15 protein-coding genes are annotated in these 18,761 nt (G+C 71.7%); 6 read left to right on the top strand and 9 right to left on the bottom strand.

Going from position 1 to position 18,761, the window contains the following annotated elements; genetic code table 11:
- Position 1 precedes the first annotated feature (1 nt).
- Together FOF48_RS01510 and FOF48_RS01505 are read left to right on the top strand one after the other, a co-directional pair.
- Positions 2-628: a hypothetical protein gene (locus tag FOF48_RS01510; RefSeq protein ID WP_143898010.1), complete on the top strand. Its 627-nt coding sequence runs from the start codon at positions 2-4 to the stop codon at positions 626-628.
- 35 nt (positions 629-663) lie between these two features.
- The gene (locus tag FOF48_RS01505; RefSeq protein ID WP_143898008.1) at positions 664-1,095 is read left to right on the top strand and encodes an HD domain-containing protein; all 432 of its coding nucleotides are present in this window, start codon (positions 664-666) and stop codon (positions 1,093-1,095) included.
- Positions 1,096-1,168: 73 nt separating this feature from the next.
- On the opposite strand, the gene acnA is transcribed toward FOF48_RS01505, so the two are convergent.
- The 5 genes from acnA to FOF48_RS01480 form a co-directional block, all read right to left on the bottom strand.
- A complete protein-coding gene (acnA, locus tag FOF48_RS01500; protein WP_143898006.1) occupies positions 1,169-3,904 on the bottom strand; it encodes an aconitate hydratase AcnA in 2,736 nt (911 codons plus the stop codon).
- Between the two features lie 128 nt (positions 3,905-4,032).
- Positions 4,033-5,310 carry a phosphatidylserine/phosphatidylglycerophosphate/cardiolipin synthase family protein gene (locus FOF48_RS01495; protein WP_143898004.1) on the bottom strand — a complete coding sequence of 426 codons (1,278 nt, stop codon included), beginning with the start codon at positions 5,308-5,310 and terminating at the stop codon, positions 4,033-4,035.
- A gap of 107 nt (positions 5,311-5,417) precedes the next feature.
- On the bottom strand, positions 5,418-7,028 hold the full coding sequence (locus FOF48_RS01490; RefSeq protein ID WP_143898002.1) for an FHA domain-containing protein: 1,611 nt from the start codon (positions 7,026-7,028) through the stop codon (positions 5,418-5,420).
- Positions 7,029-7,034: 6 nt separating this feature from the next.
- Positions 7,035-7,964 (bottom strand): YafY family protein, encoded by a 930-nt coding sequence (locus FOF48_RS01485; RefSeq protein ID WP_143898000.1) that lies wholly within the window; start codon positions 7,962-7,964, stop codon positions 7,035-7,037.
- Positions 7,961-8,986 (bottom strand): YafY family protein, encoded by a 1,026-nt coding sequence (locus tag FOF48_RS01480; RefSeq protein WP_143897999.1) that lies wholly within the window; start codon positions 8,984-8,986, stop codon positions 7,961-7,963. Before FOF48_RS01480 ends, FOF48_RS01485 begins: the two co-directional genes overlap by 4 nt.
- Before the next feature lie 359 nt (positions 8,987-9,345).
- Between FOF48_RS01480 and FOF48_RS01475 the strand changes: the two genes are divergently transcribed.
- Positions 9,346-9,819: a hypothetical protein gene (locus FOF48_RS01475; RefSeq protein ID WP_161663713.1), complete on the top strand. Its 474-nt coding sequence runs from the start codon at positions 9,346-9,348 to the stop codon at positions 9,817-9,819.
- A gap of 20 nt (positions 9,820-9,839) precedes the next feature.
- Here FOF48_RS01475 and proB read toward each other — a convergent pair whose 3' ends face one another.
- Positions 9,840-10,964, bottom strand: a complete 1,125-nt coding sequence (proB, locus tag FOF48_RS01470) for a glutamate 5-kinase (protein ID WP_143897997.1) — start codon at positions 10,962-10,964, stop codon at positions 9,840-9,842.
- A gap of 167 nt (positions 10,965-11,131) precedes the next feature.
- Between proB and hflX the strand changes: the two genes are divergently transcribed.
- On the top strand, positions 11,132-12,787 hold the full coding sequence (gene hflX / locus FOF48_RS01465; protein ID WP_143897994.1) for a GTPase HflX: 1,656 nt from the start codon (positions 11,132-11,134) through the stop codon (positions 12,785-12,787).
- 50 nt (positions 12,788-12,837) lie between these two features.
- Positions 12,838-13,299 (top strand): hypothetical protein, encoded by a 462-nt coding sequence (locus tag FOF48_RS01460; RefSeq protein ID WP_235685285.1) that lies wholly within the window; start codon positions 12,838-12,840, stop codon positions 13,297-13,299.
- Between the two features lie 15 nt (positions 13,300-13,314).
- Here the strand turns inward: FOF48_RS01460 and FOF48_RS01455 are convergent, their stop codons facing one another.
- A complete protein-coding gene (locus tag FOF48_RS01455; protein WP_143897992.1) occupies positions 13,315-14,322 on the bottom strand; it encodes an NAD(P)H-dependent glycerol-3-phosphate dehydrogenase in 1,008 nt (335 codons plus the stop codon).
- Between the two features lie 29 nt (positions 14,323-14,351).
- Positions 14,352-15,419 carry a hypothetical protein gene (locus FOF48_RS01450; RefSeq protein WP_143897990.1) on the bottom strand — a complete coding sequence of 356 codons (1,068 nt, stop codon included), beginning with the start codon at positions 15,417-15,419 and terminating at the stop codon, positions 14,352-14,354.
- Between the two features lie 185 nt (positions 15,420-15,604).
- On the opposite strand from FOF48_RS01450, the gene FOF48_RS36255 reads away from it, so the two are divergent.
- Positions 15,605-16,531 (top strand): hypothetical protein, encoded by a 927-nt coding sequence (locus tag FOF48_RS36255; RefSeq protein ID WP_186001722.1) that lies wholly within the window; start codon positions 15,605-15,607, stop codon positions 16,529-16,531.
- A 126-nt stretch (positions 16,532-16,657) separates the two neighbouring features.
- Here the strand turns inward: FOF48_RS36255 and FOF48_RS01440 are convergent, their stop codons facing one another.
- Positions 16,658-18,697, bottom strand: a complete 2,040-nt coding sequence (locus tag FOF48_RS01440) for a c-type cytochrome (protein ID WP_143897988.1) — start codon at positions 18,695-18,697, stop codon at positions 16,658-16,660.
- Between the last annotated feature and the right edge of the window lie 64 nt (positions 18,698-18,761).

Genomic DNA, 18,761 nt, shown 5'->3' with positions numbered 1-18,761 from the left:
CATGTCCCCGCGCCCCCACTCCCGTTCCCCCCGCGGCGCCACGCTGCTGCTCGTCGTGCTGCTCGTCACCGTGCTGCTGGGCCTGGTGGCCGGCGTCATGGCCTACGCCGGCAGCGAGCGCACCCGCGCCGTCTCCTACAGCCGCACCGGCCAGCGGCAGGGCTGCGCGGAGAGCGGCCTGCAACTGGCGCGCGGCTACTTCGGCCGCAACTACGCCCAGTGGAACACCTTCCTGAGCATGCCGTCCGTCTACGACCCGGTCGCCTCGCCCACCAACCCGGCGCCCGCGGATCCGCGCACACCGGGCGGGCGCGCGGCCATCAAGACGACCAACCCCGCGCTGTTCGCGGACCTGGACGGCGACGGCAAGGACGACGTGTACCTCTACATCCGGGACAACGAGGACGAGTTCAAGCCGCTCCCGCCCGAGTGGAACCGCGACAATGATCAACAGGTGGTGGTGGGCGCGCTGTGCATCAGCGAGACGCTGATTCCGCGCCGGGGCAACGCCAACACGCTGGACCCCACCGGCCTCGCCGTGGAGGGCATCCTCCAGTACAACGGCGGCGGTCAGGCCTACACGGCGCAGACGGCGGGCGGCACGGGCTCCGGCAACCTGAACCGCTGAAGCCCCCGCCCTCCAGGCGTGCGAAGCTGGGGCCCATGCCCACGCTCGAAGACGCCATCGCCCTGGCGGTGGCCGCGCACCAGGGTCAGCGCGACAAGGCCGGACAACCCTACATCCTCCACCCGCTGCGGGTGATGCTGCGCCTGGCTTCGGACGCGGAGCGCACCGTGGCCGTCCTCCACGACGTGGTGGAGGACACGCCCTACACGCTGGAGCGCCTGCGCGGCATGGGCTACGCGGAGGACGTGCTGTCCGCGCTGGACTGCCTCACGAAGCGCGACGGCGAAAGCTACGAGGCCTTCATCGAACGGCTGCGTCCCCACCCCCTGGCCCGCCGCGTGAAGCTGGCGGACCTGGAGGACAACATGGACGTGCGCCGGCTGAAGGACGTCACGCCCAAGGACGCGGAGCGCCTGTCGCGCTACGTGGCCGCCTGGACGCGCCTGCGCGCGGAAGGCGCGCCGTAGGAACGACGACGGCCCGGCGACCCTCCGGATGCGAGGGCGGCCGGGCCGCGAACCACCGACTCCGTGTCGCGCGCTACGCCTTGGCGAGCTGGCGGAGCACGAACTGGAGGATGCCGCCGTTGCGGTAGTAGTCGAGCTCGTTCGGCGTATCGATGCGGCACAGCGCCGTGAACTCGCGGGTGCCGTTCTCACCGGTGGCCTTCACGGTGAGCTTCTTCTGCGGCGCCAGCCCGTCCGCGATGCCGGTGATTTCGAACGTCTCGTGGCCGGTGAGGCCCAGCGACTGCGCGTCCTGGCCCGCCTCGAACTGCAGGGGCAGCACGCCCATGCCCACGAGGTTGGAGCGGTGGATGCGCTCGAAGCTCTTGGCGATGACGGCCTTCACGCCCAGCAGCTGCGTGCCCTTGGCCGCCCAGTCGCGGCTGGAGCCGGTGCCGTACTCGGCGCCCGCCAGCACCACCAGGGGCGTGCCGTCCGCCTGGTACTTCATGGACGCGTCGTAGATGCTCATCCGCTCGCGGGTGGGGATGTGCACCGTGACGCCGCCCTCCACGCCGGGGACCAGCAGGTTCTTCAGGCGGATGTTGGCGAAGGTGCCGCGCACCATCACCTCGTGGTTGCCGCGGCGGGCGCCGTAGGAGTTGAAGTCCTTGGGCTCCACGCCCTCCGCCATCAGGTACTTCGCCGCCGGGCTCGTCTTGGCGATGTTGCCCGCGGGGGAGATGTGGTCCGTGGTGACGGAGTCACCCAGCAGCGCCAGCACGCGCGCGCCCTTGATGTCCTGGACGGCCTTGGGCTCCTTCGGGAGGTTCTCGAAGAAGGGCGGCTTGCGCACGTAGGTGGACTTGGCGTCCCACTGGAACGTGGAGCCCTTGCTCACCTGGAGCTGCTGCCAGAGCGTGTCGCCTTCCATGGCGTTGGCGTACTGGCTGCGGAACTGCTCCGGCTTCACCGCGGTGCGGATGGTCTCCTTGATCTGCTCGTTGGACGGCCAGATGTCCTTGAGGAACACCGGGCGGCCGTTGGGGTCCGTGCCCAGCGGCTCCGTGTCCAGGTCGCGGCCCACTTCACCGGCCAGCGCGTACGCCACCACGAGCGGGGGGCTGGCCAGGTAGTTCATGCGCACGTGCGGGTTGATGCGGCCCTCGAAGTTGCGGTTGCCGGACAGCACCGCGGCCACCACGAGGTCGCCCTCCACCACCGCGTTGGACACCGGCTCCGGCAGCGGGCCGGAGTTGCCGATGCAGGTGGTGCAGCCGTAGCCCACGACGTGGAAGCCCACGGCCTCCAGGTAGGGCAGCAGGCCCGCGTCACGCAGGTACTCGGTGACGACGCGGCTGCCCGGGGCCAGCGACGTCTTCACCCAGGGCTGCGGCTTGAGGCCCTTCTCCACCGCGTTCTTCGCCAGGATGCCCGCGGCCACCAGCACCGCCGGGTTGGACGTGTTGGTGCAGGAGGTGATGGACGCGATGACCACCGCGCCGTGGCCCACCTGGTAGCTCTGCTTGCCCGCCTTCACGGTGACGGTCTGGGCCAGCCGCTCCGGGGGCACCGGGGCCGCGGGGGCCTTGGCGCCGCCCTTGGGGCCCTCGTCGTCCTCGCCCTTGCTCTTGCCGGCGGACAGCATCTCCACCAGCGACGACTCGTAGCCGGCCTTCATGTCCTTCAGGGGCACGCGGTCCTGCGGGCGCTTGGGGCCCGCGAGGCTGGGCACCACGGCGGCCAGGTCCAGCGCCAGCGTGTCGCTGAAGAGGGGCTCCTCGGCGCCGGCGTTGAACCACAGGCCCTGCTCCTTCGCGTACGCCTCCGTCAGCGCCACGACGTCATCCGGGCGGCCGGTGAAGCGCAGGTAGTTGCAGCTCTCCTCGTCCACGGGGAAGAAGCCGATGGTGGCGCCGTACTCCGGGGCCATGTTCGCGATGGTGGCGCGGTCCGGCAGGGACAGGTTCTTCAGGCCCTCGCCGTAGAACTCCACGAACTTGCCGACCACGCCCTTCTTGCGGAGCATCTGCGTGACCGTGAGCACCAGGTCCGTGGCGGTGGCGCCCGCGGGCAGCTTGCCGGTGAGCTTGAAGCCCACCACCTGCGGAATCAGCATCGTGATGGGCTGGCCCAGCAGCGCGGCCTCCGCCTCGATGCCGCCCACGCCCCAGCCCACCACGCCCAGGCCGTTGATCATCGTCGTGTGGCTGTCGGTGCCCACGAGCGTGTCCGGGTACACGGTGCTGCCCTGGCGGAACGTCACCTGCGCCAGGAACTCCAGGTTCACCTGGTGGCAGATGCCGATGTCCGGGGGCACCACGCCAAAGCCCTTGAACGCGCTCTGGCCCCAGCGCAGGAAGGCGTAGCGCTCGCGGTTGCGCTCGAACTCCAGCTCCGCGTTCTCCTTGAAGGCCGCGGTGGTGGCGAAGGAGTCGATCTGCACCGAGTGGTCGATGACCAGGTCCGCCGGGTTGCGCGGGTTGATCTTCGCCGGGTCACCGCCCATGGCGGCGAGCGCCTCGCGCATGGCGGCCATGTCCACGACGGCGGGCACGCCGGTGAAGTCCTGGAGCAGCACGCGCGCGGGGTGGAACGAGATTTCGGTCTCCGGGGCGGCCTTGGGGTCCCAGGCGAGCATCTTCTCGATGTGCTCGCGCTTGACGACGCGGCCGTCCTCGTTGCGCAGCAGGTTCTCCAGCAGCACCTTCAGCGAGAACGGGAGGCGGTTGACCGCCGGGTGGGCCTTCGCCAGCGTGGCCAGGCTGAAGAATTCATAGGAGGCCGAGCCCACCTTGAGCTTGGCCTTGGTGCCGAAACTGTCCGTCATGTGCGTTGCCGTCCTTCCGTGCCGGAATGAGGCAACTTCTAGGCGTGTCACCCCCGGCATGCAAAGGGTTCCTGCACTGCGTTGAAGGCGGCGGACGCTTGGCTCGGACCCCGGGCTTACGGCCCCGCTCAGAGGACCTTCCGGAAGAAGTACAGCACGCGCTCCACGGCCTTCTGCCAGAGGGGCCGGCGGCGGAACTCGGCCAGGTCCACCTCGCGACAGTGGCCACAATCCAGGCGGAACGAGTCCTCCAGGGTGGCCCCCAGCCGGGGATCCGCGAACACCGCGTTGACCTCGTGGTTGAAGGCCAGCGACAGCCGTTCCAGGTTGAAGGAACCGATGGTGCCCCAAACGCCGTCCACTACCGCTGTCTTCGCGTGGAGCACGCCCCGGCGCCACTCGAAGATGCGGATGCCGGCGTCCATCAGGGGCTCGTAGAAGGCGCGCGTGGCGTGCTCCAGGAAGGGGTGGTCGCTCTTGCCGCCGTTGAGCAGCAGGCGCACCTCCACGCCCCGCTTCGCCGCGTCCTTGAGCGCGGCCACCATGCGCCGGTCCGGCACGAAGTAGCCCGCGGCGATGAGCACGCTCGCCCGGGCGCGCTGGATGGCGTGCAGATAGGCGCGGTGGATGCTGCGGCGGCTGGACAGCACCGCCAGCCCCACGTCACCTTTTCGAGACACGGGCGCCGCCGCGGGGGCCCCGCCGCGGATCCGCCGGCGAAGGCGGCTCAGGCGGTCGCGGAACATCATCCGCCACGTGGCGAGGAAGCGGCGCTCCAATTCGTGCACCGCGGGGCCTTCGATCCTCAGCACGTCGTCGCGCCAGGCGACGCCCTGCCCCTCCGGCGCCCAGTGCGCGGCGATGTTCACCCCGCCCGTGAAGGCCACCGTGCCGTCCACCACGAGGATCTTCCGGTGGTCGCGACGCAGCAGGTAGCGCAGCCCGCGCTGGAGGCTGAAGGGCTTGAAGGCGCGCACGTCCACGCCGCGCTGGCGCAGGGACTCGAAGAAGCTGCGGCGGCTGGCCCAGGACCCCACCGCGTCGTAGAGCACCTTCACGTGCACGCCGCGCTCGGCGGCCTCCGCCAGCGCCTGGCCGAACAGCTCGCCCACCGCGTCGGTGACGAACATGTACGTCTCCAGGCGGATGGAGCGGCGCGCGCGGCGGATGGCCTCCAGCATCTCCGGGTAGGCCTCCACGCCGTCGCGCAGGAGCCGGCACGCGTTGCCCTGGAGGGTGGTGTGCCGCAGGGGCAGGTAGTAGCGGGCGAGCAGCCTGCGGGACACCCCGGCGCTCCACACCGGGCCGTGCTCCGGCACCGGCTCCGGCGAACGCGCCAAGCCGGGCGCCGCCGGGGCCCCCCATCCTTCTGACTGCCCGTCCTCCCCTACCCGCTCGCGCCTCACGCGATTGAGGGTGGGAACGGAGGGAGGGACCGGCAACCCGGACAGGCCCTGCTCGCCTCCCTGGCGGGCTCGCGGCGTCCGCTCCCGGACACCGCGAGCGACGGCGGCTACAGGTTGTACTCGGCGCGCTTGTTCTCCGCGCGCGTGGCGCACGGCTGGTCGTACTCGGGGAAGTACTCGCGCATGTGGTCCAGGGTGGAGGCGGCCTGCTTGTAGTGGCCCTGGTTGTAGTAGCCCTCCACCTCCAGCAGCAGCTTGGAGCAGGTGCGGTCCAGCTCCTGCTGGGCGCGCTTCATCTGCTCCTGCGCCTCGAAGTAGAGGTCCGGCTTGGGGTCCGGGTGGGCCTCCAGCATCAGCCACGCCTCGCGGAAGGCCTTCCAGGCCTCGTAGCGGTTGCGCGCGCCGATGTCCGGCGTCTCGAAGTTCTTGCGGCCCTTCTTGAAGGAGTCCCCGGCCTGCTGCAGCAGCTGCTGCGTGGAGAGCTGCTCCGGAAGCAGCGCGCGCTCCACCCAGACGTTCCAGATGCGCCAGGGGTCCTCGCCGGGCGGGTTGCGGGTGTTGTCGAAGATGATCCGGTTGGGTTCGCCCTTGCGCAGCTGCTGGGGCGGGATCATCAGCTCCAACGAGCGCTCCTGGCTGGCCAGCGTGTCCGGGGGCACCTTGCCCACGTCCACGCCGTTGACGCTCACCACCACTTCATCCTTGGAGATGCCCTGGGCCTGGTAGTGGAGGATGACCACCGCGCGCGTCGCGGCGACGAACTCCCACTCGAAGACCTTCATGTCCGGCCGGTACCAGGTGACGCCGTCGCCCAGGCCGAACGAGTCGGTGATGGGCTGGTTGGAGAGGCGCACCGGCTCCTCGCCCTTCTGCACCTGGTCGTTGCCGCCCAGCACCAGCCAGTACACGAGCGCGAAGAGGCCCAGCACCACCACGCCGCCGCCGGTCATCACGCCCGCGCGGACCTTGGAGTTCGCCTCCGCCCAGAACAGGCGCAGGTTGGCCATCAGCCCCGGCGTCTCACGGCGGATGCGGGCGCGCTCGGCCGCGGACAAGCCACCGCCGCCGGCGCCCGCGCGGGGGGAAGGCGCCCGAGCCACCGCGCGGGACGACTGGGACCCGGTGCGGCGCGCGGGCGGGGGCGCTGGGGCGGGCTTCTCCAGGGCCGCGGGAGCCTCCTCGTCCGGAGGCGGCTGCTGCGGCGCCGCGCGCTGCGCGTTGGAGGAGGTGGGCCGGCGGATGGCGCGCATGTTCATGCGCGTGGACTCCGCGCGGATGCCCTGCAGATCCTCCTCGTCGGCGCCTTCCGGCATGAGCGCGGCGGCCTTCTTGTTGCGCTGCTTGCGCACGGAGTCGATGGAGACGATGCGCGTGCTGTTGGCGCCGTCCTCCGCGGGCTTCTCGTCCTCGCCGGTGGTCGCCTCGTCCGCCGCCAGCGCGAAGAGGAACGTCACCGGGCCCAGCGTCAGCGTGTCGCCGTCGGTGAGCGCCTGCTTCTGCACCGCCGCGCCGTTGAGGAGCGTGCCGTTGGCGCTCTTCTGGTCCTCCACCGCGTAGCCGCCTCCGTCCTGGAAGATGCGGCAGTGGCGGCGGGAGACACCGGGGTCATACAGCACCACATCGCACTCGGAGGTGCGCCCGATGAGCACGGAGTCTTGGTCGAAGACGAACTCCTTGCCTGCGTCTTTTCCCTCGGAGATCGTCAGTTGGAAGGCCATGTCGTCCTAGGAGCCTATCGAGGCATGCACGGCTCGGGCAACGGCGGCGCGCGCGCTCGCCGGCTCCAGCACCTCCGCCTCGCCGCCGAAGGATAGCACCCACTGTGTGAGCCAGCGCTCACTGTCTCCGGCCACCCGCACCTCCACCCCGCCGTCAGCGAGCGGGCGGGCGTCCTGGCCGAAGCGCTCCTTCACGTAAGGGGCCGCCGTGGGCGTGAAGCGCACCCGGACGGAGGCCTCGCTGGTGCCGCGCGCCGGGTTGGGCACGTCCGCGCGGGCATCCGGAGGGGGCTGGAAGGCGGTGGGGGTGACGGCCAGCTCCTCCATCCGGTCCAGCCGGAACAGGCGCGCGTCCTGGCGGGTATGGCAGAAGCCCTGGAGGTACCACTGCCCCCGGTGGCTGAGCAGCTCGTAGGGGCGCACCCGGCGCGGCTCCGGAGGGCGGCCGGGGCTGGCGTAGCCGAACGTGACCTCCAGCCGCTCCAGGATGGCCCGGGTGAGCGGCCCCAGGGCCGGGGGCGCGTCCGCGGAGGCGTCGATCTTCCGGAACATGTCCCGGAAGCGCTCGCGCGCGGCGGGCGGGATGATGCCCTCCAGCTTGGTGAGGGCGCTCTGGAGGGCGTCCCCGGTGGACGGGCGCAGGAGCTCCGCCGCGGCGGCCAGGGCCGCGGCCTCTCCCGCCGTCAGCCGGGGCGGCGCGAACAGGCGCTGATCCAGGTCCACATAGACGCGGTCGTTGGCCACGTAGATGTCGATGTAGTCGTCCGGGTTGAAGGGGGGCCGGCCCACGCAGGTGAGCAGGTCCAGCTCCTCCAGCAGGTCCTCCCGGCTGATGTTGAGCGCCTTCGCCAGGGCCTCCACGGTGACGCCCGGGTGCTTGGAGACGTAGGGGACGAGGAACAGCAGGCGGCGCAGCCGCTCGTGGACGTTGCTCATGCGCTCACCCGGGGACCTTCCACCGGCGCGTGCTTCGCCAGGATGTTCGCCGCCATCTGCTCCAGGCGCGCACGGGCCTCCGGAGGCCCCTCCACGCGGCAATCCGCCCCCAGGGAGAGGACGAACCGCACCAGCCCGTCCAGGAACGTCACGGGGAAGCGGGCCCGCGCGACGCCCTCCGCCACCGGCTCCAGCGCCGCGCCGGGGAAGAGGGAGCCCGCGCGCGAGGCCTGCGGCCCGGTGAGCTGGAGCGTCACCTCCATGGGCGCGTGGAAGCGGTACTGCCAGGGGAAGTACGCCACGTGCGCGTCCAGGGAGAAGTCAGCGGGGACCTCGAAGTCCGGCGTGCGCGGCCGCGCGGTGTTCACCTTCAGCTCGCGGATGCGGTGCACGTGGAAGGTGCGCAGGCCCTGGCGCAGGTGGCAGTAGCCCACCAGCGTCCAGACGCCGCGCCGGAGCGCCAGCCCATACGGGTCCACGCGCCGCTCCGTCACCCCGTCCTTCCGGGGGCTGCCATAGGTGAGCTGCACCCACTTGTGCGCGGAGCACGCATCCCACAGCTGCTCCAGGCGGGCGGAGACCTCCTTCTCCTGGCCCTCCTGCCCGGTGCCCAGTTCCATGCGCACGCGCGGGGTGGGCAGGGACTCGCCGGCGAAGAAGCCAATCTTGCGCAGGGCGTGCGCCAGGTCGTCGCGGCCCGGGAACGCGCCCGAGGCCAGCGCGGCGGACCCGGCGGCGTAGAGCACGGCCAGCTCCTCCTTCGTCAGGTCCGCCTCCGGCAGGTAGTAGACGTCGCGGTCGACGAGGTAGCCGTCGCGCCGCTCGTCGTCGCCCTGCACGTAGCTCAGCGGGAAGCCCAGCTCGACGAGCTCCGCCTTGTCGCGCTCGAACTTGCGCTCGGCGGCGTCGTCCGAGCCGCCGTAGTCCGCGGGGAAATGCTCACGCAGTTCGGCCCAGGAGATGGGTTCCCGCGCGTCGAGCAACAGTGCCACGAGATCAAGGATGCGTTCCGTGCGGTCCATTCAGGAGATCGGTGACGATGGCGGACAGGACCCGGGAGATCAAGAGACCGGGGACTTCCGGGGTGGGGGAAGGGGGGTCCGGGGAAGGGACGAGGGGGGAACAGCGGAGATGGCTGGCGCCGTCCAGGACGGGATAGCCGCCCCGACCTGAACAGGCAAGCAGGTATTGCCATGTACCCCCTGTTTCGTCCGCGAGGCAGCAGACAACCGGGGGCGTGGGGCTCGCGCTTGGGGCGCGCCTGGGTTATTCCTTGGGCCCTGTCGATTTTTGAGTGCGAAGTGACAGCGGGTCCTCTTGGAGGCCCCGTTGGCTGCCGTGGGGCCGACACGGCGGACGAGGCTTTGACGAGGGCACACCCATGAACCGCACCTCCCTGCTGAAGACGTGGCTGCCCGGGCTGGCGCTGGTGCTGCTGGCCCTGGTCTCCGCCCCGGCGCACGCGCGCTCGGAGCCGCTCTACTTCGCGCTGGAGGTCCGGCGCGACGGGCGGCTCATCGCCCAGCCCAAGCTGCTCGGGGAAGCGGGCCGCACCCTGCGCGCCGAGCGCCGCCGCCCGGGCGCGACGGTGCCGGACTACCGGCTGGTGCTCACGCCGAAGGGCGAGGGCGACTCGTTCCAGCTCCAGGTGGACCTGTCCCTGCCGGAGGGCGAAGGCCACTCCCAGCTCGCCCTGCTGCACGGCCAGGAGCGCAAGCTCCAGCTTGGCCGGGTGCCGGGGGAGCTGGAGGTCTCGCTGCTCCTGATGAAGGTGGACTCCCCTGAGTTCCGCGCGCTGATGCGGCTCACGGAGGAGACGCCCGGCACGGTGAAGTCCGTCTCCAGCTCCATCTAGGCGGCTTGCGCCCACGGCCGCTACAGCACCGCCAGGTCGTCGCGGTGCACCGCCTCATCCAGATAGCGGTAGCCCAGCACCGCCTCGATGTCCGCGCTCCGCCGTCCGGCGATGCGCCGGAGTTCGTTGGCGTCGTACGTGGACAGGCCCCGGGCGAACACCTCCCCGTCCGCGTCCGACAGGTCCACCGGGTCCCCCCGGCCGAACTCCCCCTCCACGGCCGTCACGCCGCTGGGCAGCAGGCTCCGCTTGCCGGTGACGATGGCCTGCTTCGCGCCCGCGTCCACCACCAGCCGGCCCCGGGGCCGCAGGGCGTGGGCGATCCACGCGGTGCGCGCGCTCCTGCGTCCGGCGGGCTCGAAGAGCGTGCCCACCGCCTCGCCCTGGAGCACGCCCCTCAGGCGGCCGGGCACCGCGCCGGAGGTGATGACGCAGGGGATGCCCAGCTCCGCGGCGCGGGCGGCGGCGCGCACCTTGGAGGCCATGCCTCCGGTGCCCACGGCGCTGGTGGCGTCGCCGGCCAGGGCCAGCACGTCGGCGGTGACGCGCGGCACGGAGGCCATGAGGCGCGCGTCCGCGTCCTTGCGCGGGTCGGCGGTGTGCAGGCCCTCCACGTCCGACAGGAGCACCAGCGCGTCCGCCTCCACCACGCCGGCCACCAGGCTGGCCAGCGTGTCGTTGTCTCCGAACTTGAGCTCGTCCACCGACACGGTGTCGTTCTCGTTGATGACCGGCACCACGCCCGCGGCCAGCAGCCGGTCCAGGGCGTGCTTCACGTTGAGGTAGCGCCGGCGCTCCTGCACGTCCTCGTGGGTGAGCAGCACCTGGGCCACCGTCCGGGACGCGTGGCTGAAGGCCTCTTCGTACGCCTGCATCAGGCGGCTCTGCCCCACCGCCGCGCACGCCTGCTTGCCCGGGATGTCCCGGGGGCGCGAGGGCAGGCCCAGCCGCTCCATGCCCAGCGCGATGGCGCCGCTGGACACCACCACCAGCTCCCGCCCCTGGGCGGCCCACAGCAGGTCCTGGCCCAGCGAGTCGAAGTGGGTGCGGTTGAAGCGGCCCGTGGCGCTGGTCAGCGCGTTGGTCCCAATCTTCACCACCACGCGGCGAGCCCCGCGCAGGGCGTTGCGTGCGGAATCAGTCACGGTGGGCAGCGTAGGCTGGAAACGGAAAGGACGCGCGCGGCCCGGCTGTTCACCAGGCTTCGTGGCGGGCGGGACGGTGGCTTTGTCATGAAACGCGGGGGCCTCCAGTCCATCCAAGGCCTTGAAAGCAGCGCGGACCCTTCGATGCCCGCGCCAGGAGAAACGGTTTGAAGGAAATCTTCGGCAACACCCTGGGCCTGAAGTCGAGCGAGCAGCAGCGGCTGCGCAACACCTTCCGCCGCCGCGTGGATCCGCGCGAAATCGTGTCCGTGGAGCTTGCCCGCCACCTCACCGAGCTCTCGCACGAGCTCAACCGGCAGGTGGGCGTCCTCATCAACCGCAAGGGCGACATCGAACACGTCGTGGTGGGCAACGCGCACAAGCTGGAGCTGCCGGACATCGGCCGTGCGCGCGCCGGGCAGATCCGCCTGCGCGGCCTGCGGCTGGTCCACACGCACCTGAAGAGCGAGCCCCTGACGAAGGACGACCTCACGGACCTCGCGCTCCTGCGCCTGGACTGCGTGGCCGCCGTGGGCGTGGGGAACGAAGGCCTGCCGGGCGTGCTGCACTGGGCCTACCTGGTGCCGGAGAACGGCTCGGGGGAGTTCTGGCACCTGTCCACCCTGCCCTCCGTGCACGTCGAACAGCCGGACCTGCTGGCGACGCTGGACGCGCTGGAGGAGGAGTTCAACCGCAAGGCGGCCGCGCGCACGGTGTCCGGACGCGAGCGCGCCATCCTGGTGGCGGTGTGCCTGGACGGCAACCGCGCGCGGGCGGAGTCCTCGCTGGCGGAGCTGAAGGAGCTGGCGCGCACCGCGGGCGTGGAGGTGGTGGACAGCGTGCTCCAGATGAAGCGGGAAGCGGATCCGCGCTACCTCATCGGCCGGGGCAAGCTGGAGGACCTGAACCTGCGCTCCATGCAGTCCATGGTCGACCTGCTCATCTTCGACAAGGACCTCACCCCGTCGCAGGGCCGCCACATCGGGGACGCGACGAGCCTGAAGATCCTGGACCGCACGCAGCTCATCCTGGACATCTTCGCGCAGCGCGCGCAGACGGCGGAGGGCAAGCTCCAGGTGGAGCTGGCGCAGCTGAAGTACCGCCTGCCCCGGCTGGTGCAGGGGGATGACTCGCTCAGCCGGCTCATGGGTGGTGGCGTGGGCGGCCGCGGCCCGGGTGAGACGAAGCTTGAAATCGACCGCCGCCGCGTGCGCGAGCGCATCACGAACCTGGAGCGCCGCATCGACGTCATCAGCCGCGAGCGCGGCGTCCGGCGGGCCCAGCGCAACCGGCGCGAGGTGCCGGTCATCTCCATCGTGGGCTACACCAACGCGGGCAAGTCCACACTGCTCAACGCCATCACCAACGCGGAGGTGCTGGCGGAGGACAAGCTGTTCGCCACGTTGGACCCCACCAGCCGGCGGCTGCGCTTCCCGCAGGAGCGCGAGGTCATCATCACCGACACGGTGGGCTTCATCCGGGACCTGCCCAAGGACCTGGTGGCCGCCTTCCGCGCGACGCTGGAGGAGCTCTACGACGCCAGCCTGCTCCTGCACGTGGTGGACGCGGGCGACCCCGCGCGCGACGACCAGGTGGAGGCGGTGGAGACCATCCTGAATTCGCTGGGCCTGATGGAGAAGCCGCGCCTGATGGTGTGGAACAAGGCGGACCTGCTGCCCGCGGACGAGGTGGAGACACTGCTGCGCTCGCGGGGCGGCGTGGCCATCAGCGCGGCGAAGCGCGAGGGACTGGCGACGCTCCTGGCCAAGGCGGACACCACCCTGTTCGCCGAAGGGGCGTCCGAGTCCATCGGCGTCGTGTGACGGTGGGCGGGTTGCCGGCGCGGGGGCCGTCCCCGTAGACTCAGGGGGCCTTGGCTCCCGCGCTGAACCTGCTCATCCCCTTGTTGACGGCCCAGATCGAAGGCCTGCCCGGACAGGACTCCGGGCCGGACTACGACAAGCCCGTCTCGTCCATCACCACCGGCTACATCGACCTGCTCGAGAAGAACAGCCACATCGTCTACCCGGTCATCGCCGTGGTGACGCTGCTGCTCATCGGCTGGGGCATCCTGTCCGCGTGGCGCACGCAGGACATGGACGGTCTGCAGAAGAACGAGTTCAAGCGCGCCATCATCAACCAGCTGCGCAGCAACGTGAGCGGCATGCCCGGCGACCTGCTGGGCCGCAGCATCGGGCTGGACCGGCTCAAGACGAACCGCCTGCTGGAGGAGATGCAGACGGAAGGCCTGGTGCTGAGCCACACCAATTCGGAGCGGCTCACCGTGTGGCGCGTGCGCGGCGCGAGCCCGGAAGCCAAGCCGCGCCGCTACTGAGCACCGCGGCGCGACTCAGCCGCCGGACAGCTCCGACTTCGGCTGGCGCGTCATCAGGTCCACCACCGCGTTCCGGGCGTTCTTGCCCTCGTAGGCGATGAGGTAGACCTGCTCGCAGATGGGCAGCTCCACCCCCGTCTTGAGCGACAGGTCGCGCGCGCTCTTCGCCGTCTTCACGCCCTCGGCGACCTCCTTCATGTCCGCGAGGATGTCCGGCAGCGTGCGGCCCTTGCCCAGCTCCATGCCCACGTGGCGGTTGCGGCTGAGCTCGCCCGTGCACGTGAGCACCAGGTCGCCCATGCCGGACAGGCCGGACAGCGTCAGCGGGTTGGCGCCCTTGCGCACCGCGAGCCGCGTGATCTCCGCCAGGCCGCGCGTGATGATGGCCGCCCGCGCGTTGTGGCCCATGCCCAGGCCATCCGCCATGCCCGCCGCGATGGCGATGACGTTCTTCAGCGCGCCGCCGTACTGCACGCCCACGACGTCCGTGGACGTGTACGAGCGGAAGGTGTCCGTCTGGAGCGCCTTCTGACAGCGCTGGGCCACCTTGTCCCAGTGCGACGCGATGGTCACCACCGTGGGCATGCGCCGCGCCAGCTCCTTCGCGAAGCTGGGGCCGGAGAGCACCGCGACGTACGGGTGGAACTCCTCCGGCAGGCAGTCCTCCATCAGCTCCGTCATGGTGAGGAGCGTCCCGTTCTCGATGCCCTTGGACACCGTGATCAACGGCACGCCCTTGGGCAGGAAGGACTTCGCGCGCGCGAGCACCTCGCGCGTGGCGTGGCTGGGCGTGGCGAGCACCACCATCTCCGAGCCCGCCAGCGCCTCCTCCAGGTCCGTGGTGGCGCGCACGCGCTCGGAGAGGGGGATGCCCTTGAGGTAGGTGGCGTTCTCGTGGCGGGTGTTGATGGCCTCCACGGCGCCGGGTTCGCGGCCCCAGAGCCGGACCTCGTCGCAATTCACCGCGAGCACGTTGGCGAGCGCCGTACCGAACGAGCCTGCACCGATGACACTGCCACGCATGAGATGACCTCTGTTCGAATGGGGGGATTTCAGAACACCGTGGACACGACACCCACGGACAGGGTGGGCATGAACTCCGCTTCGCCCGGACGGTCGCGGAAGTCTCCGCCAAAGGAGACAGCGTAGGACGTCTTCTCGCCGACCGGAAACTCCGCGCCCACCCGGACGAGCACCGACACATCCAGCTCCCACGAGGGCGGCACCCCGCCCAGGGGATCGCGCAGGACGGGGTGTGTATCGAAGGCCAGCAGGCACCGCACGTCCAGGTACGGCCGCCACGCGCGGGGGCTGGACCCCTGGAAGGAGCCCACGAGCCCCGGGGCCACGTTCCAGTCGCGCCGGCCGCTCAGGTAGCGCGCGCCGTGCTCCTCCGTATCCGGAGGGCGCAGGAAGAACGCATGGCCGCCGTCCGTGACGAAGGCCAGGCTGGCGTTCTGGCCGTCCAGGAGGGTGAGGCGCGCGCTCGCGCGCACCTCGGTCATCAGGCCGTAGACGGTGTCCACGCCCAGTCCCAGGTCCAGGCGCTCCAGGACCCCGTACACGCCGCGCGCGGACACGAAGGGGAAGCCCAGCTCCATTCCCACGCCCAGGTGCCCCGCGCCCAGCGACCGTCCGCCGTAGAGCCCGTACCGGTTGGGCGTCAGGAGGGGCCGAGGGGGACGCGGGGGCCTGCCACGGCGCGCGGGAGGCGGTGGCTCGCCGAGCGGCGGCGCTTCCCCACTGGGACGCGGAGGGGCATCGCGGGGCGTGGCGGGAAGCGGCGTGTCGACGGGGGCGGAGGCCCCGGGGAAGGCATCCCAGCCCTCGTCGCCAGCGGGCGGCTCCTGGCCCTGGGAGGCGTCGGCCTCGGGAGGCGGGGAGCGGGAGGGGCCGCTGCCCGGCGGGGTCCGGGACTTGGGAGCTTCGGGACGGGAGGAGCTGCCCGGCGCGGGCCGGGGCTCGGGGGCTTCGGGATGGGAGAGGCTGCTCGGCTCACTCCAGGACTCGTCGGGCGTCGTGGCCCGGGAGGACGGCGGAGGCGCGGGGGTCTGGGCCCGCACGGAAGCGACCGGCGCCAGGGCCAGGAGCGACAGGGTGAGGAGACAGGGATGGCGCATGGGGACAGGGAGCGGGCAGCCTAGCCCACGCTCTGGCCCTGAACGAGGTCGGCCTGCCCGACCTCTCCTCCGCCATCCGGTCGCGTCCGGAAAGTGGCAGCCCCTCCACAATGGTGATGACGCGGGCCGGGCCCGGTCTACCATCCGCGCCCGCGCGCATGGCGTCGGTGAGGAGAGCAGACGGGATGAGGGTCGGACGGGGTGCATTGCTGATGGCGCTCGCACTGGGCGCATGCAGCAGGCCCGGCGCCAGCACGGAGACGACGGACGCGGGGACCAACGGACTGCCAGGGCGGCCGTCCCTGTTGCTCCTCCCCGCGTGCGAGGAGTTGCTGCCCGCGGACCTGCGCGACATCACCCTCAACGGCTTCACGATGAAGGAGCAGCGGGCCTGCCCCACGTGCGGGCCCGTCTGTGAACTGCGTTCGGCGGCGCTGCCGGACGTGTCCGTGTCGGTGGCGTATGACTGCCAGCCGGGCTACGCGACCGCGGACGTGCGCGCGCTGCTCGCGCCCACGCTGAACGCGGGCGGCGAGGAGGTGCCCGCGCTGGGCCGGGCCGCCGCGCGCCGCAACCCCGTGCAGGGCATGACCCAGGTGGTGGCGTGGGATGACGACTCGCCCTGCGTCGTCGTCGTCACCTGGCTGGGGGAGGATCCCGACCGCGCGCTGGACGTGGCCCGCCTCGCGGTGACGTCGCACCACGGAACGGAACAGGCCGCGGACGGGGGCGAGCTGCTCCCCGGCGACGCGGGGGACAGCCCCTTCAGGGACGCTCCGCTGGAACCGCTGGACAGCCTCACCTCGCCGCGCGCGGGAACGACGGACGTGCTCTCCGCCCCGCCGGGCGCGGGCTCCATGGCACCGCGCCCCGCCGCCCCGGTCGTCACGCCGGTCAAGCCGAAGCCCGCGCCGAAGCCCGTGACACCCGCGCCTCCGGTACCCGCTCCCGCGCCGAAGCCCGTGCACCCGGCCCCCGAGCATGCCGCGCCCGCGCCGAAGCCCGTGACGCCGGTGCCCGAGCATGCCGCGCCCGCGCCGAAGCCCGTGACGCCGGTGCCCGAGCATGCCGCGCCCCCGCATGCCGCGCCGGGCGCCCCTGACGCGGGATAGACAGCCGCCGTTCGACGGGCCTTGTCCGCCCGGCGGGCCTCCAGCCCCTGACGCCCCTCTCCAATCACAGACAGAGGGGCGCCCAGGGCACACGACGGGTCGCGGCTGAGGCGACCGTCCGACCCGCTACAGCGTCTCCAGATACGCGACGAGGTCGTCCACGTCCGAGTCGGACAGCTGCGCCGTCAGGCCGTGCTGGTTCGACTCGCGTCCGTTCAGCAGGCGGGCCTTGAGCGTGGGCGCGCTGCCGTCGTGCAGGTATGGCGCGGTGCGGCCCACGCCCAGCAATGACGGCGTGTTGAGCCCCGCCGTGATGACCGCCGCCGCGTCCTGCAGCACGCCCGAGCGCACGAACGTGCCCACGTCCACGTTGGTGTTGTTCGTGAACGCCACGCCCGAGTGGCACGTGTCACACGCCGCCTGCTTGAAGAGCACCGCGCCGCGCGCCTGCGAGGCCGTCAGCGGCTCTCCCCGGGCTGCGTTGTCCGGCGCGGGAATCGCGTCGATGAAGGCCGCCAGCTTCGCCACCGTGTCGGCATCCAGCGACTCGCCGCCCATGCGGTCCTTCACCGTGGCGTTCATGAAGGCCCCCAGCTCGGAGAACTCACCGCTCCAGTGGAAGGGCGCCGTGGACGTCGTCATGCGGCCCGCCAGGCTGGGCGTCTGGCGAGGCCCGTCCGGGAAGCCCCACACGTGTCCGTCCTCGCGGCCCTCCAGGTGGCACGACGCACAGGAGATGACCACCGCGGGGCTCGTCATCCGTTCATCCAGCGCGGTGAAGAACAGCCGCCGCCCCTGCGCCGCCAGGGGCGCCAGCGTGTCGCCCGCGAGCGTCAGCCGGGGCATCTGCTCGCGCACGAGCCCCTCGGCCCCATCCGCGCCGCTCACCAGCGTGGTGAGCGTGTGGTCGAACGCGTTGTAGACGTACGCCTTGCGCCCATCGCGCGTGAGGGCGATGCCGTTGGGCCCCGCCCCCACGGGCAGCACCTGCCGCACCGAACTCCCCGCGCTCATCAGGTCCCCCCCGGAGCGGCGCCACGCGGGCACGATGGCCACGTTGTTCGTCTCCTGGTTCACCAGGAAGAGCCACGCGCCCGTGGGATCCACCACCGCCGCCGCCGGCCCCTGCAGGGGCGCCTCCGACGACGGGCTGGCGATGAGCGACGTGGGGTAGTCCGGCGTCTCCTCCGGCGGCGGCTTGCACTCATCCAGGTCGTCCACCACCGGCCGGGGCGCCTCCCCCGTCGCGTCGAAGGCGACCAGGCCCACCGCCACCACACCCCCACCTCCAGCCGCGCCACACGGCGTCCCGCCGCCATACATCTGCTCCCCCGGGCCGGGGTTGTTCCCATCCACGGGCCCCCCCAGCGGATCCTCGCGCGACCAGAGCACCGGCGCGAAGAGGCGCTGTCCGTCCGGCGTGCCCAGCAGGTCCACCATGCCGCGCGCCCGGAACGCCCGCGGGCCCCGCGCGGCGCCAGGCTGGGACGAGGTCCCCGTGGAAGGCGACGGGGCGAAGGCGGACGGCGGGCGGTTGGCCAGCGTGTTCAGGGCCGTGCCGTCGCGCATCACCCGGGGACGGTCCACGTTCGACAGGTCCACCGTCATCACGTCGCCCTGACGGAACAGCGACACCGCCGCCTTGCGGCCGTCCTCCAGGAGCGCGATGCCGCGCGGCTCCTGGCCCAGCGGCAGCTCCCAGCGCGCCGTGAGAGAGCCCGTGTCGATGGCGGTGAGGCTGCCCCGCGCGGCGGATTCGCGCGTGGCGCTGTTCACCACGTACAGCGTGCTGCCGTCCGGGGACACGGCCAGCCCCGTGGGCTCCACGCCCACCGGAATGCGCGCGGCCTCCACCGCGTCCCCCCGGCGGATGACGGACACGCTCCGCCCGCCCCGGTTCGTCACGTACACCGTGTCGTCCGGCCCCACCGTCACGCGCTCCGGACGCGGCCCCACCCGCACCTCGCCCACCTTCTCCCGGCGGACGGTGTCCACCACGGCGAGGATGCCGTTGTCCGCGTCCACCACGTAGAGCAGCGAGTCATCCCGGCTGAGCGCCACGGACCCGGAGGCATTGCTCCAGGTGCCCGCCACCTCGCGCTCCTTGCAGCCCGAAAGCACCAGCGTCGTCGCCGCGCACAGCGCGGCCCATCCCTGCCGTCGCATCGGAATCGCCATCCCCTTCCGCGAAGGCCCGCGCGTCCCTCCGGCCCCATGCGCGCGCGCCCCA

Source organism: Corallococcus sp. Z5C101001 (assembly GCF_007352635.1).
Classification (GTDB): domain Bacteria; phylum Myxococcota; class Myxococcia; order Myxococcales; family Myxococcaceae; genus Corallococcus; species Corallococcus silvisoli.
This window is presented reverse-complemented; position numbering and strand designations above follow the sequence as displayed.